The sequence below is a fragment of the Paraburkholderia polaris genome, from assembly GCF_012927345.1.
Classification (GTDB): domain Bacteria; phylum Pseudomonadota; class Gammaproteobacteria; order Burkholderiales; family Burkholderiaceae; genus Paraburkholderia; species Paraburkholderia polaris.
In genome coordinates this window covers 136339-159728 of record NZ_JABBGJ010000002.1, presented here as the reverse complement: position 1 = coordinate 159728, position 23390 = coordinate 136339, and the positions used below count along the sequence as shown (strand labels likewise).

Here is a 23390-nt window from a genome sequence, read left to right as displayed (position 1 = left end):
ATTAAGGTACCGCACTGCATCAAGAATATTTGACCGAGAAAAAAAGATTTACTACTATCGGCACCAACGCAGCACGCAACGACTGCGCATTCCTCACACAGTCATTCAAGGCGGCCGATGCTTCAAATCCCCCTCACAGACGCCGATTGGGCGCGCGTCCAGAATCTCTTTCCTGTGGTTCCGTCCGGTCGCGGGCGTCCCCGTCGCAGTGATCGCGAAATCCTCAACGCGGTACTCTGGGTGCTGCAAACGAAAGAAAAATGGCATAGGCTTCCGGCGACTTTTCCGCCGCAGCAGACTTGTTATCTGCGGTATACGACCTGGAAAAGAACGGGCGTTCTGGACCAGGTGAGTGAGCGTCTTCCGCTGTGCGATCCCGCGTTGTCGGCCTATTGAATCAGCGGCAGGCATTGCTTCGCATTCCGTATCGATTCATAAGTGACCTGCTGTTCCAAGAATCGCCTGCGCGCTCACGCCCAGTGGCGGTACGTCATACCTTGCCGCTTATTCGATCCATGAAGGCGGAGAAGCGGGTCGCCGATACTTATAATGCGCTGCGTTCCAATCACGCATTCTGGGGACACGCATCGTTAGTCAACCGATGCGACGAGCACGGTGGTTTCTCTGAGCATGTCCACCGTCCCCCTTTCTTTTATCTCAAATCTCGCAACAAACCTTACCTGAATTGATGATTACTCCGGTCAGATCGCAAAACTACAATGCAATCACTGACTACGAACAAGATCGCTCGTAGCAAGATAAAGACCGAACTGGAGGTAGTTCATCATGAAGACGCTCATTCAAGCCGTTGTTATCGCCGCTGTGCTGGCCGCTCCTGTTGCCTCGTTTGCGCAGTCCAACCAGCCCGTGACCCGCGCCCAGGTGCGCGCAGAACTGATTCAACTCGAAAAGGCCGGCTACCACCCGGGCCGCGCCGACCCGTACTACCCGGCTGACATTCAGGCTGCGCAAGCCCGTGTCGCCGCGCAAAACGGCACTGCGCAACCCGTGGAAAGCGGTTACGGCGGCGCGGTAAGTGGCTCGTCGCAGTCGGGCCACCCGGCTCCGGCAAACGGTCCAAAGTCGATTTACTTCGGCAACTAAGCTCGCAACCCAGTTGATACCTGGCCCGGCAACTGAGCTGGCAACCAGGCTGGCAACCCAGCTGTCCAGCGGAACGAACCGCAAAGGCCCCGCCCTTTGCGCTGATCCGCCGCTAAGCGCGCAAAACAGCCCCGCGCTCTGATTCAAACGAACTGGCCCGCGACCGAGCATCCCCGATCGCGGGCCAGTTCTGTATTCGATACCTCCGTCATCGGGCTCCCGATGACTTCGCCTGGACCTTCACGGTCTGGGCGCTTTTTCTTTTATATAGTGCTACGCCGGGCGGGCCCTCAGTGATGCCAGCCTGCTTGCGTCATTCGCGGGCAACCAGATCGCCCACTTGGCCACGACCCGTGACGAGACAGCTCGACAGGAAATTTTCGCCCTGGCTGCTGGCCCCGGCGTCACCGAAGCCCTTTTTCAACGCGTCCGACTTGATCAGTTCCGCGCCTTGGTGGCACGTAATTGTCCCGATCTCTCCGGCTTGCGCGCGCATCAGCGCCCTATCCGCCATCAAATAGCCAAGCAACAACACCACTGCAATATTGAACGCTTGTCTCATGGATCGTCTCCTCTTTTGAAGAGACTAACGCGAACCATCGGCGCAGGATGCTAGGGGTTTCCCGATTGGTGGCTATTCAATGATGCAGATTAAGTAAGGTGTAATGCCGCGTTAATTCGCTATGCAGCGTGGCTGGATCGGATAACCAACTATCCATACAGCTGAGCAGACGCTCAGAGCCGAGCTTCGATTTGCTTGATCCGCTTTTCCACCGACGCTCGCACCAGGCCATTCGAAGGGACCAGCAGCAGTGACGAGGCGATGATCTGATACACCTGATTGCGCCGGACCTTGGAGACCCTGGCCGGGTCGAGCCAGGCATCGTTATCCACCAGCAACAGCAGTGTCTCCAGGCCGATCAGGATCGGCCACAAACAGGCGAGACGCAAACGCACCGAAAACGCCGGTATCGCCAGCGTGTAGTCCAGGGCTTCACGGAAATGATCCAGCGCCTTGCCCACGAGTTCGACCATCAGAGGCCGAGCGCGAACGGAGTTGGCCGGCTGCAAGAGATCTTCCGCGCTGAGGCCATATTGATCGAGCATCGTCTGCGGAAGATAACAGCGCCCGATCCGCAAATCCTTGCCGCAATCGCGCAGAACGTTGGTCATCTGCAGCGCTTTGCCGAAACGCACACCGCGGCGCGCCATGGTCTCGGGCCGCTCTTTCAGCGTGCCGGGCATGTGCGCGTAGGTCATGGTGGTCCAGAATTCGCCGACGCAGCCCGCCACGAGGTAGGTATAGCGATCAAGTTCCTCGTACTCGCGCAGCGCGGCGATCTGGCCAGAACGTTCGTCAGGGAACGTGCGAAGGTCGAATTCCATGCCCTCGGTCAGCGTCGACACGATCCCGCGTACGGCCTTCCGGTCGGACTCGCTCAGTTGCGATAGCACGTCGAGCGCCGGGCCGAGCGATTCGAGCAGAACCTTTTCATCGGACTGGACCTGCTGGCCCGCCACTTCGGCAGCCATGCGCTGGAACAGCGCGCCGTCGTCCGGGGCGCCGTTGACCTGGTCGCGCAGCGACAGCAGCAACGCAAGACGTTGCTCGGGCGAGATCAGCGAGGTGTCCGCGATCGTGTCGGCCGCGCGTGCCAGCAGGTATGCGAGACCGATCGGATCGCGCATACCGACAGGCAACACGCGCAGGGTGAGATAGAAGGAGCGTGAAACGCCTTTCAGGAGCGGGCCGAGAAGAAAGGCCCGGGTCGGATTCGGCATGGATGGGATCAGGTCAGTATTGGGCAAAAATCAGGCGCAGCCGAATTGTATACGGCGAAGCGCCTTTGCCGTGCGACGAGGAACCCGGAAAGAGCGAGCGACGCGTGCCCTAAGTCGCGCCGCAAGCAGCCGCGTAAATCACGGCGGGATCGCGCTGCGCCGTGTCGTACATCGCGTCGACGAGCGCGGCCCGATGCGTTAGCACCGCGCGTTGATTGATCGATCCTTTGTCGGTGATCTCGCCGAGATCGAGCGAAGGCGCGACGTCCATGAGCCGGATACGGGCGATTGTGGTCGCGCCGCCGGTCGCACTGCGATTGAGCATCTCCAGTAAAGCCGCAAAGTGCCCCCGCACGACGGGGGCTTCGATGACCTCACGCGAGCTTGCCGACAAAGGCAAACCAGCCAGCCTCCGGCAATCGTCGAGCCGCGGAAACACCAGCAAACTCACGTCGTCGCGATTCATACCGGCGACAACCACGTCCTGCACATACGGCGCGCCTTCGGAGATCACGCGAGCCCGCATCGGGCCAACGCTGACGAAGGTGCCCGAACTCAGCTTGAAGTCTTCAGCGATGCGTCCGTCGAACAGCAGCCCAAGTTCCGGACGCTCGACATCGACAAAGCGCAACGCGTCGCCGCTGCAAAAATAGCCTTCTTCGTCGAAGGCGTTATCCGACTCTGCAGAATTCGTGCGCCAATAGCCGGCCATCACATGCGGTCCACGATAGCGCGCTTCGAGCTTGCCGCCGACCGGTGCGAGTTTGACCTCGCAGCCAGGCGCCGGTGAGCCGACATAGCCGGCACGCATGACCGGGCCCGTGGTAAACAGGCAGGACGGCGAGGTCTCGGTCATACCGAGTCCGGCCATGATGCGAATGCGCTCGCCGCAATACTTCTCGGTGACGCGTTCGAGCCGGTCCCACGCGGCTTGCGAGAGCCCCGCACCTGCGAAGAAATACACCTTCACGCGCGAGAAAAACGTCTCACGCAATTGCGCATCCTGCTCCAGTGCGATGGCCAGTTCTTCCCAGCCTTTCGGCACATTGAAGTAGATCGTCGGCGCGATTTCGCGCAGGTTGCGCAGCGTTTCCTGGAACTTGCCGTTGACCGGTTTGCCGTCGTCGATATAGAGCGTTCCGCCGTTGTAAAGCGCAATGCCCGCGTTATGGCTGCCGCCGAAGGTGTGGTTCCACGGCAGCCAGTCGACCAGCACCGGCGCCTCGCTCGCGAACTCAGGAAACGTTTCGAGCAGCATCTGCTGGTTGCTGCACAGCATGCGGTGCGTGGTCGGCACGGCCTTGGGCAGCCTGGTCGAGCCCGACGTGAACAGAAACTTGGCGATGGCGTCCGGGCTCACCGCCGCGTGAACAGAATCGACCGTGCCGGGCGTTGTATCCAGCAGGTCGCCGAACGAAGTCACGCTGCGCGCCGCCTGCGGCGCCTTGGGCCCCGTTGCAGCAACGACTTCGACGTCGACCGGCACCGCTGCATCGATCGCCTTGGCGAATATGTCATAGCCGCTTGCGAAGACCAGGCCCGGCGTCAGCAGATCGATCGTATGCCGCAGCTTGCCGAAGTCGCCGGAAGCGAGTGCATAAGCCGGGGAAATCGCCGCATACGGAATGCCGGCCCACATCGCGCCGAGCGCCAGTTGCAGGTGTTCGAGATCGTTGCCCGACAGAATCACAACCGGACGCTCGACGGAAAGATCGCGCGCCAGCAGCGCTTGTCCGATCGCGCGAGCACTTTGCAGCGCTTTCGCGTAGCTCAGGCCGATCCATTGACCGTCGCTGCCGCGTCGCGCCGCCAGCCAACGCTCCGGATGCTCGCGCGCGCCGCTCGCGAGCCGGTCGGTCAGACGTTGCGGGTGTTCGCCAAGCGGCTCGTTAGCGCGCAAATACCATGTGTCACCGCGCCGTTGCGCGTGCAACGATGGCGCGCCGATCGTCGTCGCGCGGTAATGCGTCGGCGCCTCGTCGTGCGCGCCGGGGGTGTTCGGTTGTCTTGGCTTGGAATGCAAAGCCTGTCTCCTTTGAAAGCTGCCTGCGCGCCGCGTTGCGACGGCGTCGGGCGCTCCGCGCTCTGCGGCGGAGCAACCTTCTTTGATGCTTCCATGTAGCGCATCGACCGCGGACGATCAGATCGGATAGTGACGCGGGCCGGTTTGAATCGTGATCCAGCGCAGGTCCGTGAACTCGGCGATCGACGCCTTGCTGCCAAAACGCCCATAGCCGCTCTTCTTCACGCCGCCGAACGGCATCTGCGCTTCGTCATGCACGGTCGGCCCGTTGATATGGCAGATACCCGATTCGATGCGTTTCGCCACATTCAACGCGCGCGATACATCGCGGCTGAATACCGCCGCGGAGAGACCGTATTCGCTATCGTTGGCAACCTGAATCGCCTCCTCGTCACCGGCCACACGCTGCACCGTCACCACCGGTCCGAAAGACTCCTCGGCATAAAGCTTCATGTCGCGCGTCACACCGTCGACAATCGCCGGTTGCATCACGGCGCCTTCAACCGAGCAGCCGACCGGCAGCTTCGCGCCCTTCTCATGCGCGTCTTCAACGAGCGCCTTGATGCGCCGTGCGGCCGCCACGCTTTCGAGCACGCCGAGCACAGAATCGGCCGCAGCCGGATCGCCTGCCTTCAGGGTTCGCGCTTTGGCCGCGAGCTTCTCGACCAACGCATCGGCGATCTTGCGGTCGACGATCAACCGCTCCGTCGACATGCAAATCTGCCCCTGGTTGAAGAACGCGCCGAACGCGATGCCATCCACTGCTGCATCCAGATCGGCGTCGTCGAGCACCACCACGGGCGCCTTGCCGCCAAGCTCGAGCAAGGCCGGTTTCAGATGCTGCGCGGCATGCTGCGCGACGATGCGTCCAACCCGCGTCGAGCCGGTGAAATTGACGCGCCGCACTGCCGGATGAGCAATCAGCCTTTCAACGATTGCCGGTGCATCTTCGGCCGAATGCGTGACGACGTTCACTACACCGTCGCCAAGCCCGGCTTCCTGCAACACGCTGCCAATCAGCCGATGCACGCCCGGGCAGCCTTCAGAAGCCTTGAGCACGACCGTGTTGCCGCAAGCGAGCGGCATGGCAATCGCCCGCGTGCCGAGGATCACCGGCGCATTCCACGGCGCCATGCCGAGCACCACACCGCACGGCTGGCGCACTGCCATCGCGAGACTGCCCGGCACGTCCGACGGAATCACGTCGCCGTCGATTTGCGTGGTCATCGCGGCGGCTTCGCGCAGCATGTTGGCGGCCAGCATCACATTGAAGCCGTACCAGTTCGGCATGGCGCCGGTTTCGGCCACACCGGTTTCGATGAATTGCGCCGTGCGGGCGTCCATCAGATCCGCTGCGGCCAATAGACGTTTGCGGCGTTCAGTCGGCGCCAATGCCGACCATGCCGGAAACGCGCGCGCCGCGGCTTCTACAGCCGCGTCGGCGTCGGCCAACGTGGCGGCAGCCGCACGCGAGGCCGCCACGCCGCTCGCGGGATTGATCCGCTCGAAGGTTCTGCCGTCCGATGCGCCGCGGCTCTCGCCGCCGATCAACAATGTCACTTCATGCATGTGTCTCGTCTCCTCGCTGTCTCACTTGCCCGCCAGTCTTCACGCGCGCCTCTTCCTACGCGTGTATCTGCTTGAACCCACCTTAGCGCCCGCGATAGCTCAACGCTTGTAGGTTTGCAGACCCGGCTTGATCGCCTTCTCGTCGAGGAACTGCTTCAGACCCTGCTCACGGCCGCCTTCGGGATCGCGCAGTTGCGCCTGATCGAGCTTGGCGTACAGATAGTCTTCGTTCTGATCCCAGGTCAGTTCGCGGCAACGCTTGAAGCCGTTCTTGGCTGCGCGCAGCACCACCGGATTCTTTTGCAGCAGCTTGCCGGCGAGAACACGCGTGGCCTCGCGCAGTTCGGCTCGCGGCACGCTCTTGTTGACGAGGCCCATTTGCGCCGCTTCCTCACCCGTGAACGTCTCGCCGGTCATGATGTAGTAAAGCGCCTGACGATGCCCCACGGTGTCCGCCATTGCCTTACTCACCAGGTTGCCCGGCGGAATGCCCCAGTTGATTTCGGAGAGGCCGAACACGGCCTCGTCAGCGGCGATCGCGAGATCGCACGCCACCAGCGGCGAGAAGCCGCCGCCAAAACACCAGCCGTTGACCATCGCGATGGTCGGCTTCGCGTACATGCGCAACAACTGCCATTGCCAGCGGCATGCATCGCGGCGAATCTTTTCCTGCAGGATTTCCGGGCCGGCGTCGACTTCACGGAAATATTCCTTCAGGTCCATGCCCGCGGTCCACGCGTCACCCTCGCCCGTCAGCACGAGAACCTGTGCTTCGGCGTCCAGTTCGACTGCCTCGAGGACCTCGATCATTTCCTTGTTCAGCGTCGGACTCATCGCGTTGCGCTTCTCGGGACGATTGAACGTGACCCATGCGATTCCCTCTGCAACATCGACCTTGACGGTTTCCCAACGACCTTCGTAATTCATCTTCTTTCTCCGTGAACATTGACCGCGACCGCGGCCTGATGAGTGCATTTAATATCAGGCTACCTGACATGTAAAGCGGAATTTCGCCGACTCGGTGCAAACCCCTATCGGTCGGATCGGCGGCGAGGCGCGCTAAGATGCGGGCTAGACCGAACCTCCTGCCCATCATGAGCAAAAATCAAACTTCGCCCGTCGAACCCGCCACCACGCGCACCCGTCGCTCCAACCTGCGGCTGGCCTATGTGATTGGCAGTCTCGACCGCATCCTCCGGCGCCGCATGACTGAGGCGCTCGCACCGCTCGGTTTGACGCTCGCGCAATTCACCGCGCTTTCGGTACTCGATGCAAAGGGGCAGGCGTCCAATGCGCAGGTTGCCGAGCGCTCCTTCATCACGCCGCAATCGGCCAATGAGGTGATGAACGCCATGGCAAGCCGGAACTGGGTCAGCCGCGAACCGGACCCGACGCACGGCCGCATCGTGCTGCTGCAATTGACCGATGAAGGGCGAGCCGTACTGCGCGAATGCGAGCAGGCGGTCAAGGCGATCGAGAAGCAGATGATGGAAGGCACCGGGCTCGAAGCGGCCGGCGCGGTACAAACCCACCTCGAAACGTTCGTGCGCAACCTGCGCGGCTGACGTTCCCGTCTTGGCAAATTGCTAGGTGTTTTCACCGAAGCGCTTGCGCTTGCTTTATCAGCCTACCTGATATTAAATCCAGTCCACGATGCAGCGGGTGGAGACGCGTTGCATCGCTTCGAGGCAAACGGACAGCAACGCAAGCATCGAACCGATGTGCTGCGCGCTGTGGTTTTCGTCGGGCTGTTCTTAAGCATTCCATCGTCACCTCGATGGCGGTCTGAATCCCGTTTCACCGGGACTGCCTGGAACTTCAGAGCGCCCCGGCGCTGAAGCACCTCAACCGCTTCCGCGCCGAACCGGCGCACCAGACGTGCGACTCGGTACCTGCCGTTCTTCATCGACACCGGAAAACCACGCATTTTAATAAGGATCACTAACGTGAAAAGAACCGGAGCATTACCCTCGACAGAAAGCCTTGCCGGACCGGCGACGTCCAGCCAGACGAGCGTCTTCCTCACACTCGGCTTGTGTTTTGCCATCGCCCTGCTCGAAGGGTTGGACCTGCAGTCGGTCGGCGTCGCCGCGCCACGGATGGCACGCGAGTTCGGTCTGTCGGTCGGGCAGATGGGGCTCGCGTTCAGCGCCGGGACCTTCGGCTTGCTGCCTGGCGCGATGTTCGGCGGACGGCTTGCCGACCGGATCGGCCGCAAGCGTGTGCTGGTGATTTCCGCATGCCTGTTCGGCTTGTTGTCGATCGCGACGGCGCTGGTGAGTGACTTTCACACACTGGTGATCGTGCGTGTGCTGACGGGGATCGGCTTGGGTGGCGCACTCCCGAATCTGATCGCGTTGTCGTCGGAAGCGGTCGAGCCGCGCTCGCGCAGCACTGCGGTGAGTGTGATGTATTGCGGCATTCCGTTCGGCGGTGTGATCGCTTCGGTGATCGGCGTGCTGAGTGCGGGCGACACCGAGTGGCGGCACATTTTCTACGTCGGCGGCGCAGGGCCGCTGGTGCTGGTGCCGCTGTTGCTCGTGTTTCTCGCGGATTCGAAGGCATTCGCCAAGGCCTCGCGAGACGGTCATGCGAAGCCCGCGCCGGTCGGCGAGATCCTGTTCGGCGGCACACGTGGCCTCTCGACCGTGCAGATCTGGGTCAGCTATTTCTGCACACTGATCGTCCTCTACTTTCTGCTCAACTGGTTGCCTTCGCTAATGGCGGCAAGCGGCCTGTCGCGTGCACAAGTGGGCTACGTGCAGATCTTCTTCAACATCGGCGGCGGCATCGGCGCGTTGTGCATCGGCATGTTGATGGACCGGATGCGCTCAGGCGTCGTGGTGGCGGGCATGTACGTCGGGATCATCGCGTCGCTCGCGGCGCTCTCGATGGCGCCCGGCTTCGGCGCACTCGCCACCTCCGCCTTTTTCGCGGGGATGTTCGTGATCGGCGGCCAATCGGTGCTGTACGCATTGTCGGCGGCGTTTTATCCGACTGCCATGCGCGGCACCGGTGTCGGCGCAGCCGTGGCGGTGGGCCGTATCGGCTCGGTGGTCGGACCGCTTGCCGCAGGCCAATTGCTGGCGATGGGTCGCAGTTCGTCGACGGTCATCGGCGCGAGCATTCCCGTCACGCTGATCGCCGCCGCGGCGGCGTTGCTGTTGCTGCGCCGTCCGCGCGCCGACGACTGACCGGGCACATAAGAAGACCCAACAAAACCCCGCAAGCCCCAACAACAAACACATTCAATCAACGGTTTGGAGACACACTTCATGCAAGCATCCGCACGCCTCCTTCTTTGCGGCGCATTGTGCGCCGCCAGTGGCGCAGCAACGGCCCAATCGAGCGTGACGCTCTACGGCATCGTCGACACCGGCATCGAATACGTATCGCACGCGAACGCCGCGGGCAATGGCGTATTCCGCATGCCGTCTGTCACGGGCGAACTGCCTTCGCGTTGGGGCCTGCGCGGCAATGAAGACCTGGGCGGCGGCTATAGCGCGGTATTCACACTGGAAAGCGGCTTCAACGTGCGCGGCGGCGATCTGGGCCAGGGCGGCCGGTTATTCGGGCGCCAGGCGTTCGTCGGCATCAAGAGTCCATACGGCACGGTTTCGTTCGGACGCCAGTACACGATGACGTATCTCGCGCTGATGGGTGCGGACCTGATCGGTCCGGACATTTACGGGCTGGGCTCGCTCGATGCCTACGTGCCGAACGCCCGCGCCGACAATTCAGTGAGCTACCTCGGCACTTATGCGGGTGTGACGCTCGGCGCGAACTATTCGTTCGGCCGCGACTCGGCAGGCACCGGCAACTCGCCGGGCCAGGGCACCTGCACCGGCTCGGTAGCCGGGCATGCAACGGAATGCCGCGAGTGGTCGGTGATGCTCAAGTACGACGTGCCGCTGTTCGGTGTCGCGGCGTCGTATGAGGAGCAGCGCGGCGGCAGTACCGCGGCCGCGAACTTCTTCGACGGCGTTGCGCCCATTCCGCTCACCAACGCCGCCGATAAGGACATCCGCACCCAAGTCAGTGCCTACGCGAATCTCGGCAAAGCAAAGATCGGCGCGGGCTGGCTCAATCGCCGTGTCGAGCCAGCGGCCGTCACGATTGCAGCCGTGCGTTCGGATCTGTTCTTCGTCGGCGCCTCGTACTTCGTGACGCCTGCCTTCATTGTCGATGGCGAGGTCTATCACATCAACAATAGCGAGCACGACACGCGCGCCGCGATGGGCACGCTACGTACCACGTATCTGCTTTCGAAGCGCACCGCTGTCTATGCGCAAGGCTCGTATCTCGCCAACAGTGAGAAGGCGCGCTACTCGGTCAGCGCCGGTGGCGGCGGCACGACACCCACGGCAGGCACCGGCCAGACCGGCGTGATGGTCGGCATTCGTCATTCGTTCTAGCCCAGGAGATACCGCATGAAACACACATCTATCGCTCTGGCAGCGTCTGCCGCGCTCATCCTCGCCGCGTGCGGCGGCAACGATGTCAGCGACTCGGCTAGCACCAACACGAGCGCTAACGCCCTTCCGCAACTGAACGCAGCCACACCCGGCACGCTCGCTGGAAATTGTGCGGCGCTCGCCGCCAAGCTCACATTCGCCAACACCGTCTTCACCTCGGTGACGGACGTGGCAGCCGGCACGCTCAAGGTGGCCGGCAAACCGATCGCCGAGCATTGTCTGATTCAGGGCAGCATGAATCAGCGCGTAAGCAGCGTCGACGGCAACACGTACGCCATCGGCTTCGAGATGCGTCTGCCGCTTGCGTGGAACGGGCGCTTCTTCTATCAGGCTAACGGTGGGCTCGACGGCAATGTCGTCACTGCTACTGGCGAAATCGGCGGCGGCGGCCCGACCAACGACGCGCTCAACATGGGCTTCGCCGTGATCAGCTCGGATGCGGGGCACAGTGCGGCGCAGAATCCGCTGTTCGGACTCGACCCGCAAGCGCGCCTCGACTATGGCTACAACGCGGTCGCCACACTCACGCCAATGGCCAAGCAGGTGATCAAGCTAGCCTACGGCAAGGGACCGGACCGCAGCTATTTCGACGGCTGCTCCAACGGTGGCCGCCATGCATTGGTCGCGGCGGCACGCTCATCGGCGCAATACGACGGGATCATTGCCGGTGACCCGGGCTTTCACTTACCAAAGGCCGCAATCGGTGAAATGTGGAGCGCGCAGCAATTGGCCAAAGTGGCGACCGCCACGACCTCGAACGGCCTGCCCGACATCACGACCGGCTTTACCGCGGCGGAACGTCAAATGGTGGCGTCGAAGATATTGGCCAAATGCGACGCGCTCGACGGCGCCAGCGACGGCATGATTCAGGATATCAAGGCATGCCAGGCAAACTTCAACCTGGCGACGGACGTGCCCACCTGCACGAACAACGTGCGCGACGGAACCTGTCTGACGAGTGCGCAGAAGGACGCGGTCGGCAACGTCTTTTCGGGCGCGCGCAACAGCACCGGCACGGCCCTGTATTCGAGCTTTCCGTACGACGCCGGCCTCGGCCCGGGCTGGTCGGCATGGAAGCAGGCGAACTCGATCACCCTCGATCCCGCCGCAGCGGCATTCACGTTCACCACGCTGCCGCAGAGTGCATCGGTGTTGAGCCAGTTGTCGGCCTATGCGCTGAACTTCAGCATGGATACCGACGCGCCGAAAATCTTCGCCACCAGCGGCGTGTATACCGAATCGGCCTGGTCGTTCATGACGCCGCCCGACGAGACCAACCTCAGCGCGTTGAAGCAGCGCGGCGCAAAACTGATGGTCTATCACGGCACGAGCGACCCGGTGTTTTCGTCGAACGACACGACCGACTGGTATCAGCGGCTCACGACGGCCAACGGCGGCGACGCCTCGAACTTCGCCCGTCTTTACACGATCGCCGGCATGAACCACTGCTCCGGCGGTCCGAGCACCGACCAGTTCGACATGCTCACGCCGATGATCGCGTGGGTCGAACAGGGCAAGGCGCCGGACAGTGTGGTCGCCACCGCGCGCGATGCAAGCAATGTCGTGCCGAACACGGATGTGCCGGCCGATTGGGGCGCGGGACGCACGCGGCCGCTGTGCGCGTATCCGAAAGTCGCCCGCTATCAAGGCGGAGACATCAACGCCGCAAGCAGTTTCGCGTGCAGCTAACGCGTCACTGAGTCGTTGCTGGGTCGTAGGCGGCCCTGCAAGAAAAACGCATAACCCTCGCGCATGATTTGTACTTTGCATGCGCGAGGGAATGCCCATCCCGTCTCCTGCGCTTCCCCCCTTCGTTGCATCGTTTTGAAAAAAACGCTCCTGCACGCTGTCGATACCTGCCTGTAAGCCGCACCCCTCGCGCACCCATTGCGCCGCCCGCCCACACGCCGTTCGCCAAGTGGGAGGGGGCCAGGCGGAACTCCCTTCATCCAATGCCGACACGCGTTATCGCCGCCCACTAGCGGGAACACGACTTGCTGGCAACGTTTGATTGAGCGATACCGGTCCGCTTGATTCCACTTGCAAGCTGTCGCTCCTCCGCACTTTGAACGACGTATCGACAATGACTATCCACGAATCTCAGACCTCCGCTCAGCCCAACGTGGAAACGGGTGTCCCCGGTCTCGACGAGATCCTGGGCGGGGGTCTGGTCCGCGGCGGGGTCTATCTGCTGGAAGGCATGGCCGGCGCCGGCAAAACAATTCTGTCGAGCCAGATTGGTTTTCATCGTGTAAGCAACGGCGAAAAGGTGCTGTACATGACCTTGATCGCCGAGTCGCACGACAAGCTGCTGGCGCACCTAAGAGGTCTGAGCTTCTTCGACGAAACCGCCGTGGCACAGCAGATGCTGTTCGTGTCCGGCTATCACGAGCTGATGCAAGGCGGTCTCGATGGCTTCCTCAAGCTGATCGCGTCGAGCATTTACGACTATCGTCCGAGTCTAATGATCATCGACGGCTTTCGCAGCGCGCGCGAATTCAGCGAAACAGAACTGTCGCTGTCGAAGTTCATCCACGAGTTGAACGCGCTGGTCGCGGCAATGAATTGCACCACCTTGTTGCTAGCACCGCTCTCCGGCAATGAACCGCACCCCGAGCACACGCTGGTCGATGGTCTGATCGAGCTGAACCGCTACGACAACGGCATGCGCCGCGCGCGCGAAATCGAAGTGCACAAGATGCGTGCGCGCAACCACCTGATGGGCAAACATTTCTTTCGCATCGCCGAAAGCGGGCTCTTGACGTTCCCGCGTCTGGAAGGGCTGCGCGCCGGGCAACCGGGCCCAGTCGAACTGAAAACGCGGCTCGGCTTCGGCCTCCCACATCTGGACAACCTGCTTGGCGGCGGTTTCGCTCAAGGCTCCACGACCACGCTGGTCGGGCAGTCGGGTGTCGGCAAAACCTTGCTCTGTCTGCAGTTCCTGGCGGCCGGCCTGGCGCGCGGCGAACGCTGCGTGTATCTGGGTTTCTATGAAGGGCCACAGCGGCTGATCGGCAAAGCCGAGGCCGTCTCTATCGCGCTGACCGACGCGTACAACGACGGCCGCCTCGTCATTCAATGGCAACCCGCCATCGAACTGGCGATCGACGAACTCGCGGCCGTTGCCTTGGCCACGGTCAGGAAGATCGGTGCGTCGCGCATCGTGATCGACGGCGTGGAGGGTTTTCGCGACTCGGCCTTGCGTACCGAACGCTTTGGCCTATTCCTGAACGCGCTGCTTCATCAGCTTCGGGAAGCCTGCGTCACCACCATACTGACGGAAGAGCTGCCGCTTTACGCCGCCCCCGGCCACGCGAAGAGCGTGCGGGTCTCCGCGTTGACCGAAAACCTCGTGCTGCTGCGCTACGCCGAAACGGAGTCGGGTCTGCGGCGCATGGTTTCCGTGGTCAAGCAACGCGAAAGCGCCCATGACAGTTCTCTGCGCGAACTCGTGATTTCGGCTCAGGGCCTCGACGTGATTGGGAATCCGGCCGACCCGGCTAGCGCGTATCCGCCGCAAGGCCTGTCGGCCACGCTGACGCCGCCACGAAATCCCTAACCGCCCATGAAAACCATCCTGGTCGTGGACGACGAGTTCGACATCCTCACGGTCTGGCGACTGTTGCTGGAGCGGCACGGCTATGCCGTACTGACAGCCTCCAACGGAGCCGCAGCACTTGAACAGATCCGCAACACCCGGCCCGACATCATCGTGTCGGACTGCATGATGCCGGTCATGTCGGGGCTGCAACTGTGCGCCGCACTGTATGACGACCCCGATCTGCGCGCCATTCCGATCATCCTGTGCAGCGCGGCCGCGGATATTCCCGCGCAGCCGAATCCCACCATCGAATACGCACGCAAGCCGCTTTCATTCGACACCCTTCTCGCCATGCTGGAGCGGATGGCGGTTTGACGGCTAGGTAAAACCCCGAATTCCTGGCAAACGCCACACAGGCTAACCTCGGCACACTCATTAAATAGAACGTCGTTCTATTAGACAGAACGACACAAGCGAGAGACACTCGAAGGAGAGATTCCATGGCAAGCCTGCCGATCGACACACCCGGCGCGTCGCCCGATTCAAGCGCCGGCGCGCAGTCGCTCACGCCGGGCGTCAATGCGCGCATCGACCGTCTGCCCGCGACGCGCACGATATGGACGCTGGTGTTCCTGTTGTCGATCGGCGGCTGGTTCGAGTTCTACGACCTGTTTTTCACGGCTTATGTCGGCCCCGGCCTCGTCAAAAGCGGGCTCTATGCGACGACGACCGCATCGTTTTTCGGCGTGTCCGGTCTGGGCGCCTTCGTGGCGGCATCGTTCGCCGGGCTCTTCATCGGCACCTTCTTTCTGGCGGGCATGGCGGATCGCTATGGCCGCAGAACCGTTTTTACCGTTTCGCTGCTGTGGTACTCCGCGGCCACGCTGATCATGGCGCTGCAAACCAGCGCGCCGGCCATCAACCTGTGGCGCCTGATCGCGGGCATCGGCGTCGGCGTCGAACTGGTGACGATCGACACTTATGTCAGCGAACTCGTGCCGAAACATCTGCGTGGCCGTGCATTCGCTTTTGTTCATCTGGTGCAGTACACCGCCGTGCCGTCAGTCGCCTTGCTCGCGTGGTGGCTGGTGCCGCAAACGCCGTTCGGCATTGACGGCTGGCGCTGGGTCGTGATCATCGGCGCGGCCGGCGCGCTGGTGGTGTGGGCAATCCGTCGGCGCGTGCCGGAAAGCCCGCGCTGGCTCGCGCAGCAAGGCCGCGCCGCCGAAGCGGAACAGGTCCTGCAAGCGCTCGAGGCGAAAGTCGCGAGGCAATACGGCAAGCCATTGCCCGCACCTGTACCGGCTGTCGAGCCGGCCACCACCAAGGCCGCCTTCCGCGAAATCTGGCAGCCGCCGTATCGCAAACGCGCAATCACGATGCTCGTGTTCAACTTCTTCCAGGCGATCGGCTTCTACGGTTTCGCGTCATGGGTACCGACGTTGCTGGTCTCCAAAGGCATAACGATCACGCACAGCCTGATGTACTCGTTCGTCATTGCGATCTCGAATCCGTTCGGCCCACTGATCGGCATGGCGATCGCGGACCGCATCGAACGTAAGACGTTGATCGTGTTGTCGGCCCTCGGTATCGCCGTGTTCGGCAGCCTTTTCGCGACACAAACCTCACCGGCCATGCTGATGACGCTCGGCGTGCTGATCACGCTGTGCGGCACGCTACTCTCGGTCGGCTATCACGCGTATCAGACCGAACTGTTCCCCACGCGGTTGCGGGCACGCGCCGTCGGTTTCGTTTACTCGATGTCGCGTTTATCCGCGATGTTTTCCGGCTTCATGATCGCCTTCGCGCTGCGCTACTTCCAGGTGCCAGGCGTGTTCGCGTTGATCACGGTGTCGATGGTGATGGTGATGGGCGCGATCGGCATCTTCGGGCCACGTACCAACAATCGCAATCTCGACGAAATTTCGCATTGAACAAGAGGCTTCAAAGATGACGCTGCCGTTAGCTGGAGTGCGGGTACTGGATTTATCGAATGTATTGGCGGGACCGTTTTGCGCGTATCAACTCGCGTTGCTCGGCGCGGAGGTGATCAAGGTCGAGCATCCCGAAGGCGGCGATCTTGCGCGGCGTCTGGGCGCCGACAAGGGAGCGTCGATGCGTAACATGGGGGCCTCGTTTGTCGCGGTGAATGCGGGCAAGCAGTCGATCACGCTCAATCTGAAAGACCCGCGCGGCAAGACCATTTTGCGCGAGCTCGTCAAAACCGCGGACGTGCTGGTCGAAAATTTCCGGCCCGGTGTAATGACGCGGCTCGGCCTCGATTTCGACGCGTTGCGCGAGGTGAATCCGAAGCTCGTGTATTGCGCGATCTCCGGCTTCGGCATGGACGGCGAGTTTTCGAAACGCCCCGCCTACGACCAGATCATCCAGGGCATTTCGGGTGTGATGAGCGTGACCGGCGACGCCGACAGCGCGCCGTTGCGCGTCGGCTATCCGGTATCCGACACGGTCGGCGGTCTCACGGCTGCGTTCGGCATCTGCGCCGCGTTGGTCGATGCCCGCGCGAGCGGACACGGCCGCATGCTCGATGTCTCGATGCTGGAAGCCACGCTCGCGACAATGGGCTGGGTCGTGTCGAACTATCTGAATGCCGGCGTCACGCCTGAGCCGATGGGCAACGAAAACTTCACCGCCGCGCCTTCGGGCACCTTCAAAACCGGCGACGGGCCGCTCAATATCGCCGCGAACGAAAACAAGCAGTTCGCGAGCCTATGCCATCTGATCGGCCGCGCCGATCTGCTCGACGACGCGCGCTTTTCCGAGCGCAACGCGCGCAAAATGAATCGCGCGGCATTGAAGGCTGAAATCGAAGCAGCGCTGGCAAGCGACAGCGCGACGAATTGGGAAGCCAAATTTTTCGAAGCAGGCGTGCCGGCCGGGCGCGTGATGTCGGTGCCGGAGATTCTCGCGCACCCGCATCTGGAATCGCGCGAGTTCATCCGCGAATTCGCCGGCGACGACACTACTGAGCGGCAACGCGTCACCCGTGCGGGCTTTCGTCTCTCCGATGCCGACACGGCGCCGACCACACCCGCACCGGTTCTATCGGCTCACACACGTGAGCATCTCGCCTCGCTCGGTTACGTCGACGCGCAAATCGACCACCTACGCTCCGAAGGAGTGATCTGAATATGACGCAAGCATTCGACGCCGCCAAGCTCGCCGCCGAGTACTGGAGCACCTCGATCATCGACATTCATCCGGGTTCGATCAAGGTGCGTGGCTTCCCGATTCAGGAGTTGATCGGCAACGTCAGCTTCCCGCAGATGATCTGGCTGATGCTGCGCGGCGAACTGCCTGACGCCGCGCAAGCGCGTTTGTTCGAGGCGGCGCTGGTTGCATCGGTGGATCATGGTCCGCATGCACCGTCGATTGCGATCTCGCGGATGGCGACCAGTTGCGGTCTGCCGCTGAACGGCGCGATGGCTTCAGCAATCAATGCACTGGACGATGTGCATGGCGGCGCGGGTCAACAGGCGGTCGAACTGTACGATTCCATCGCCGAACGCATGGAAGCAGGCGCTGCGTTGGAAGAAGCCGTCGAGCAAGGTATCGATGCTTTTACTGCCGAACAAGACAAGTATTTGCCCGGCTTCGGGCACCGCTTTCATCCGGTCGATCCGCGGGCAATCCGGCTTCTTTCGCTCGTGGACGAAGGCGTCGAACAGAAAAGTATCAGCGGGCGATACGCCGCCATCGCGCGCGGAATCGAAGCTTTGCTCAAGCAGCGCAAGAACAAACCCGTGCCGATGAATATCGACGGCGCAACCGCCGTGATCTACGCGGAACTCGGCTTTGCGCCGGAGCTGGCGCGCGGCGTGTTCTGCCTGTCGCGCGCGGTCGGCATTCTGTCGCATGCCTGGGAGCAACGCGGACGCAACGAGCGCAACAAAGGCCCGATGCCACGCCAGATGAACTACACCTACACGGGCAAGCCCGAGCGTCACCTGTCCTGAACTTCGGCCGCGCGCCGCTGCGCGTTGCGCATCGCGCGTGAGTCGCCGCCTAACGCATCCGTAGCGCGTGCGGCGCAGTCGAACAATGCACCGAGATTGCGTTCGAGGAACGCCTGATCGATACGCGAGCTTGGGCCCGCGAGCGTCAGCACGCCACGCAAACTCTGGCGCACACCGAATACCGGCATCGAGATCCCGGCTGTCTCCCGATCGCGCTCGCCGATCGACACACAGTAGAAATCCTCGCGAATCTTCTCGTACGGCTCGCCCGGCATGCCGCCGAACGCCAGCAACGCATGGCCGCCCGAGCCGCTTTCCAACGGCAACACATCGCCTTCGCGCACGTGAAAACGCACCGCATGCGTCGAGTCCACACGATGCAGACAGACACGCACCGCCTCGTCGCGCACATAGAAGGACACGCTTTCGCCGCTCGTTTCCGCGAGTTCGCGCATTAGCGGCACCAGAATATCGCCGACGTTGAGGCTGCGCTGGTACAACGCGCCGAGCATGAAGGTCGCGGCGCCGAGTTGATAGCGGCCGTCGTCCAGCCGCAGCAGCAGGCGGTGCTGGATCAGCGAGCCCGCGAGCCGCAACAGCGTGCTCTTGTAGAGTCCCGTGCGTGCTGCGAGTTCGGCGAGCGTGAGCGCGGCGTCATCCGGCCTGAAGGCGAACAGGATCGCGCAAGCACGATCGATGACGGCAACGCCCTCGCTTTCTTTTGAGTTTGATTTGTCCGCAGGCGTTGGCATGTTGGCGTGGGTAACGTTGCTTCATATCGAAGCGGAAATTTTACGCCATGACGCGGGACTGTCATACCCTGCGGGAGGCGCTCCAACGGATGCTGCGCGCCTGGAAATGCAAACGCCCACTCGGGTCAACGCAACGCCATCACAATCAACGCAGCACCAATGATCGCCACCGCGTCTTCGATCAACGCGGCCGGCAAGTCCCGGCCGAATGCACGCGCCAACGCACCTCTCACCTTCGCGCCGCCCAGTGTGCCGATCACCGCGCCCACCACCCCGGCAATCAAACCACCCAGCAAGCCGCCATGCGCTGCCCCGATCGCCGCGCCGCTCAAGCCACCCAACACGAGACGAGCGCCGAATTGCATCGGCACGGTACGGCTAGGCGTTTTCGGCAGTTGATCGGTAATCAGTTCGACGATCGCCAGCACGGTGAAGATGTACGGTGTGGCAGTGAAGCCGAGAAAGGCCAGAGGCGTGTCCTGCAGCGGCAACCATCCCAGATGCGCCGCCCAACTGACAGCCGCGGGCGCGGTCATCGCGCGAAGGCCAGCCACTACGCCGATTAGCAATGCCAGGACATAGACAGACATAGCGGACTCCGATTTGGTGTGGCCCTAGTGTCGCACGATTCGACTTTCGACCGTAAGCGCCGCCACTACCAACCGCAACCCCAGCTATCGAAACGCCGAGCATCGCGCCCGCGAATTTCCGTCTTGTGACCATCGCCGCTCCTTATGTGAAGCCGCAACTATCGGTTTTTCGGCGTCCGCGGGCAAACGATGATAAGTTAGTCGATCCCCAAGAAAATCTTATGCCTTCGCCATGAGACCGTATCTCCCGTTGAATGCGCTGCGCGCCTTCGAGTCGTCCGCGCGACATCTCAGCTTCACACGCGCCGCGCTCGAATTGAACGTCACCCAGGCGGCCGTGAGCCAGCAGGTCAGAACGCTGGAGGAACGGCTGGGCACCGCGCTCTTCAAACGTCTGCCCCGCGGACTGGCCATGACGGACGAAGGCCTGGCGCTACGCCCGGTTCTCACGGATGCGTTCGATCGCATCGAGGCCGTGCTCAAGCAGTTCGAGGGCGGTCACTTTCACGAGGTGTTGACGGTCGGCGTGGTGGGTACCTTCGCGGTAGGCTGGCTGATGCCGCGGCTCAAGTCGTTTCGCGACGCGCATCCGTTTGTCGAGCTGCGGCTGCTGACGAACAATAATCTGGTCGACCTCGCCACAGAAGGCCTCGACTTCGCGATTCGTTTCGGCGACGGCACCTGGCCTGGCTCGCTCGCCACCCGGCTGCTCGACGCGCCGCTCGCGATTCTGTGCGCGCCTGACATCGCCAAGCGTCTGTCCGACCCGACGGGTCTCGCCGACGAAACCTTGCTACGGTCCTATCGCGTCGACGACTGGATGAGCTGGTTCGCGGCCGCCGGCATCCCGCCGCGGCCGATTCGCGGACCGGTGTTCGATTCGTCGCGGCTCATGGTTGAAGCGGCCATGCAGGGTGCGGGTATCGCGCTGGCGCCGGCGCTGATGTTCGATCATGAGATCAACACGGGCCGTCTGGTGCGCCCGTTCGAGGTGGAAGTTCATGCCGGCAGCTACTGGCTGACGTGGTTGAAGGGCAAACCGATGACGCCGGCGATGCTGCTGTTCAGTCAGTGGATCGTGAAGGAAGCGGCCCTGCACGCATAAGGCACCCAAAGCTAGCAGACTGCCGCGCGGCGATGGCCATTCATGGCGGGCCGCTCAGCTTGCGGCGGGAACACGTTCCACGAGCCGTCGTCATGACGGAAGAAGAAGATCGACAGCAAGCCGCCCGGCCGCAGCGCTTCCACGCAGACGTAGCGCTGATGTTGCGACGCGCTGTGGCAAAACCGTACGACACGCGCGGGCATTGACGGCGTAGGCGCGAGCCATTTATCGACGGCCCAGTGCAAGGTCTTTTCTGCGGTAACCATGATGCGCTCCTTGAATCCTTGAATTCCTCGCCTCGTTCCCGTTCGCTCACGCGAGCTGCGCGGTAACGTGACCACCCTTCGCGGCGCTTTCGACAAACGCCTTCACCAGACACACCAGCGCGTGCATGCCGGCGCGGGGATGGGTTAAGCAGCAATGCACCTGTTCGCTGCGGCTTTCGCCGAGCAGGCACCACGTGCAGAAGTGCTCGCAGTTGTTCGTCAGCAGACGGTAGTGGTTTTCGCCGAGACGGGAGCGCGCACGGCACACGGCTTCATCGCCAACGTAACGAGCGCTCGGGGTCGGGTGTATCGTCAACGGATGACCGGCGGCGAAGCGGTTTAATTCCACTTCCTCCACCGGGCCGCGATGCGCCGAGCTTGCAAAGCCCGCGTAATGGACCACGCGGCCATTGCCGACGTAAATGCCGTGATGTTCGTAGCCGCGCCGTTGCGTGACGAGATGCGCGCCGATTGGCAGGTCGATGGTCGACGCTTCATTGCTGCTTGCGTCGCGGCCTTCGTTGCTCGTCGGAAGAGGGTTCGTGTTCATGGCTGGCCTCGCTTCGATATCCAACACTGTTGCGAGATCTTTTGCATCATCCGGGCCATGTGCTGAAAAGCCTTTATTTAAAGGGCTGGCAGGAATTGCGAGGTGTTTTGAGCACAGCAGGTGTCCGGTGTGAGCCGACAGAAATCAAGCCGATGTGTTGGCCTGTGTCAATCATTTCGGGGTACCGGTTCGCCAGCCGCTGGTGTGCCCGCGAGAGTCCGACAGTCTGGCCGACGTGTTGGCCTGTGTCGATTATTTGGGGGGACCGGTTTGCCAGCCGCTGGCGCGTCCGCGAGCGTCCGTGAGCCTGGCCCAATGTGTTGGGTCCTGCATCGGTGCACGCGCCCGGATGTTGGCTGCCTCCCGACCTCCGCACCTCCGTGTGAACAGGCGCTGCCTGCACGAGCATCTGGAATCGCCACGCAATCAATACGTTACGAGAAAGCGTGCGTGTGAGCCGCAAATTGGCATGGCACTTGCACTATCACGTCTAATTCCTTTTCAACCGCGCGCCCGACGCACGCGGCCAACCGGAGAACGACATGGCTTCCATCACTGTGAACGACCTCTCGCTCAACCTCGCGCTCGACCGTAAAGCGATGGCGGCGATCCGCGGCGGCGGCGGTGCGCCGTGGGTGTACGGCTGGATTCAGCCCTATGTGCGGGAAACGCCGAGCATTGGTCCGGTCGTGAACCTGTACGACATTTCGAACAACTTCTATGCTAACCAGATGATCAACACGTTCCAGTCGGTGGATGTGCGCAACACCGGCGCGAACTCGAACATCAACGTCTCCCCGGACGCACGCAGCAGAAACGATACGGTGTAGCCCTTGTGACCTGTCCGAGCCAATTTCGATGGACGTCGTCCGCGCGTTCCGACGCCGGACGCGTCCGTGAAATCAACGAAGATGCCTGCCTCGACCAGCCCGAATCCGGGCGCTGGGCCGTCGCCGATGGCATGGGCGGGCATGCGGTCGGCGATCTGGCGAGCCGTCTGGTGATCGACGCGTTGAGCCATCTCACTCCGCCGCTCGCCATGAAAACCTGTATCGCCGACGCGCGGGCACGCCTGCAAACGGCCAACCGCCAACTGCGGGACGAAGCCGCGCGCCGCCAGGTGCAACGGATCGGCAGCACAGTCGTCGTGCTGCTCGCGTGCGACCGTTTCTGCGGCTATCTATGGGCCGGCGACAGCCGCATCTATCTGTATCGCGCAGGGCAATTGCGCCAACTCACGCGCGATCATAGTCAGGTGGAAGAACTCAAGTCGCTCGGCGTGATTACCGACGAAGAGGCGCGGCATCATCCGGCGCAGCACATGATCACGCGCGCGGTCGGCGCTACGGATGTGCTCGAACTCGATGACGACGCGATCGAAGTCGCGGATGGCGATATCTTCCTGCTATGCAGCGACGGACTCAGCAACGAAGTCACCGATGCGGAAATACTGGCGGTGCTGACCACGGTCGCGTGTGAACGCGCGTCCGATGAACTGGTCGCATTGGCCATCGCACACGGCGGACGTGACAATGTCACCGCGGTGGTGGTGCAAGCTGAAGATCCGTATGCATCCGACAAGACCCTGCTGAACCCCGCGCCTTGAAAGCGCGGGTTTGAAAGCGCTGCCTTAAACACGTTATTGGCAACCGGGGC

23 protein-coding genes are annotated in these 23390 nt (G+C 62.3%); 14 read left to right on the top strand and 9 right to left on the bottom strand.

Features of this window, described 5'->3' with window-relative positions; genetic code table 11:
• The first annotated feature begins 117 nt into the window (after positions 1-117).
• Both HHL24_RS01995 and HHL24_RS01990 read left to right on the top strand, forming a co-directional pair.
• The gene (locus HHL24_RS01995; RefSeq protein ID WP_169483715.1) at positions 118-396 is read left to right on the top strand and encodes a transposase; all 279 of its coding nucleotides are present in this window, start codon (positions 118-120) and stop codon (positions 394-396) included.
• Between the two features lie 390 nt (positions 397-786).
• Entirely contained in the window at positions 787-1104 is a 318-nt protein-coding gene (locus HHL24_RS01990) for a DUF4148 domain-containing protein (RefSeq protein ID WP_169483714.1), read from the top strand.
• A 313-nt stretch (positions 1105-1417) separates the two neighbouring features.
• Here HHL24_RS01990 and HHL24_RS01985 read toward each other — a convergent pair whose 3' ends face one another.
• The 5 genes from HHL24_RS01985 to HHL24_RS01965 all read right to left on the bottom strand — a co-directional run bounded on the left by HHL24_RS01985 (position 1418) and on the right by HHL24_RS01965 (position 7405).
• The gene (locus HHL24_RS01985; RefSeq protein WP_169483713.1) at positions 1418-1666 is read right to left on the bottom strand and encodes a hypothetical protein; all 249 of its coding nucleotides are present in this window, start codon (positions 1664-1666) and stop codon (positions 1418-1420) included.
• 173 nt (positions 1667-1839) lie between these two features.
• Entirely contained in the window at positions 1840-2886 is a 1047-nt protein-coding gene (locus tag HHL24_RS01980; RefSeq protein ID WP_169483712.1) for a phytoene/squalene synthase family protein, read from the bottom strand.
• Positions 2887-2995: 109 nt separating this feature from the next.
• Positions 2996-4909 (bottom strand): feruloyl-CoA synthase, encoded by a 1914-nt coding sequence (locus HHL24_RS01975; protein WP_169483711.1) that lies wholly within the window; start codon positions 4907-4909, stop codon positions 2996-2998.
• A 117-nt stretch (positions 4910-5026) separates the two neighbouring features.
• Positions 5027-6478, bottom strand: a complete 1452-nt coding sequence (locus HHL24_RS01970) for an aldehyde dehydrogenase (protein ID WP_169483710.1) — start codon at positions 6476-6478, stop codon at positions 5027-5029.
• 99 nt (positions 6479-6577) lie between these two features.
• On the bottom strand, positions 6578-7405 hold the full coding sequence (locus tag HHL24_RS01965; protein WP_169483709.1) for a p-hydroxycinnamoyl CoA hydratase/lyase: 828 nt from the start codon (positions 7403-7405) through the stop codon (positions 6578-6580).
• Positions 7406-7572: 167 nt separating this feature from the next.
• Between HHL24_RS01965 and HHL24_RS01960 the strand changes: the two genes are divergently transcribed.
• From HHL24_RS01960 to HHL24_RS01920, 9 genes are all read left to right on the top strand, one after another.
• Entirely contained in the window at positions 7573-8043 is a 471-nt protein-coding gene (locus HHL24_RS01960; RefSeq protein WP_407947465.1) for a MarR family winged helix-turn-helix transcriptional regulator, read from the top strand.
• 468 nt (positions 8044-8511) lie between these two features.
• Positions 8512-9672 (top strand): 3-(3-hydroxy-phenyl)propionate transporter MhpT, encoded by a 1161-nt coding sequence (mhpT, locus tag HHL24_RS01955; protein WP_230417316.1) that lies wholly within the window; start codon positions 8512-8514, stop codon positions 9670-9672.
• Positions 9673-9753: 81 nt separating this feature from the next.
• Complete coding sequence (locus HHL24_RS01950) at positions 9754-10893, top strand: porin (RefSeq protein ID WP_169483706.1); 1140 nt, start codon at positions 9754-9756, stop codon at positions 10891-10893.
• Between the two features lie 15 nt (positions 10894-10908).
• Positions 10909-12642, top strand: a complete 1734-nt coding sequence (locus HHL24_RS01945; protein ID WP_169483705.1) for a tannase/feruloyl esterase family alpha/beta hydrolase — start codon at positions 10909-10911, stop codon at positions 12640-12642.
• A gap of 394 nt (positions 12643-13036) precedes the next feature.
• A complete protein-coding gene (locus HHL24_RS01940) occupies positions 13037-14512 on the top strand; it encodes an ATPase domain-containing protein (RefSeq protein ID WP_169483704.1) in 1476 nt (491 codons plus the stop codon).
• A 6-nt stretch (positions 14513-14518) separates the two neighbouring features.
• Positions 14519-14869 carry a response regulator gene (locus HHL24_RS01935; RefSeq protein WP_169483703.1) on the top strand — a complete coding sequence of 117 codons (351 nt, stop codon included), beginning with the start codon at positions 14519-14521 and terminating at the stop codon, positions 14867-14869.
• A 125-nt stretch (positions 14870-14994) separates the two neighbouring features.
• A complete protein-coding gene (locus HHL24_RS01930) occupies positions 14995-16428 on the top strand; it encodes an MFS transporter (protein WP_169483702.1) in 1434 nt (477 codons plus the stop codon).
• Positions 16429-16444: 16 nt separating this feature from the next.
• Entirely contained in the window at positions 16445-17644 is a 1200-nt protein-coding gene (locus tag HHL24_RS01925; RefSeq protein WP_169483701.1) for a CaiB/BaiF CoA transferase family protein, read from the top strand.
• A 2-nt stretch (positions 17645-17646) separates the two neighbouring features.
• Positions 17647-18471 carry a citryl-CoA lyase gene (locus HHL24_RS01920; RefSeq protein ID WP_169483700.1) on the top strand — a complete coding sequence of 275 codons (825 nt, stop codon included), beginning with the start codon at positions 17647-17649 and terminating at the stop codon, positions 18469-18471.
• On the opposite strand, the gene HHL24_RS01915 is transcribed toward HHL24_RS01920, so the two are convergent.
• Positions 18459-19223 (bottom strand): IclR family transcriptional regulator, encoded by a 765-nt coding sequence (locus tag HHL24_RS01915; protein WP_169483699.1) that lies wholly within the window; start codon positions 19221-19223, stop codon positions 18459-18461. The two genes, HHL24_RS01920 and HHL24_RS01915, sit on opposite strands and share 13 nt — an antisense overlap.
• Positions 19224-19348: 125 nt before the next feature.
• Positions 19349-19813, bottom strand: a complete 465-nt coding sequence (locus HHL24_RS01910; RefSeq protein WP_169483698.1) for a DUF4126 domain-containing protein — start codon at positions 19811-19813, stop codon at positions 19349-19351.
• 232 nt (positions 19814-20045) lie between these two features.
• On the opposite strand from HHL24_RS01910, the gene HHL24_RS01905 reads away from it, so the two are divergent.
• Positions 20046-20918: a LysR family transcriptional regulator gene (locus tag HHL24_RS01905; RefSeq protein WP_169483697.1), complete on the top strand. Its 873-nt coding sequence runs from the start codon at positions 20046-20048 to the stop codon at positions 20916-20918.
• A gap of 11 nt (positions 20919-20929) precedes the next feature.
• Here HHL24_RS01905 and HHL24_RS01900 read toward each other — a convergent pair whose 3' ends face one another.
• Positions 20930-21184, bottom strand: coding sequence for a hypothetical protein (locus HHL24_RS01900; protein ID WP_169483696.1), 255 nt, complete (start codon positions 21182-21184; stop codon positions 20930-20932).
• Positions 21185-21230: 46 nt separating this feature from the next.
• Positions 21231-21734 (bottom strand): lecithin retinol acyltransferase family protein, encoded by a 504-nt coding sequence (locus HHL24_RS01895; RefSeq protein ID WP_169483695.1) that lies wholly within the window; start codon positions 21732-21734, stop codon positions 21231-21233.
• A gap of 542 nt (positions 21735-22276) precedes the next feature.
• Between HHL24_RS01895 and HHL24_RS01890 the strand changes: the two genes are divergently transcribed.
• Complete coding sequence (locus HHL24_RS01890; protein ID WP_054035641.1) at positions 22277-22564, top strand: hypothetical protein; 288 nt, start codon at positions 22277-22279, stop codon at positions 22562-22564.
• A 5-nt stretch (positions 22565-22569) separates the two neighbouring features.
• A complete protein-coding gene (locus tag HHL24_RS01885) occupies positions 22570-23340 on the top strand; it encodes a PP2C family protein-serine/threonine phosphatase (RefSeq protein WP_169483694.1) in 771 nt (256 codons plus the stop codon).
• The last annotated feature ends 50 nt before the right edge of the window (positions 23341-23390 follow it).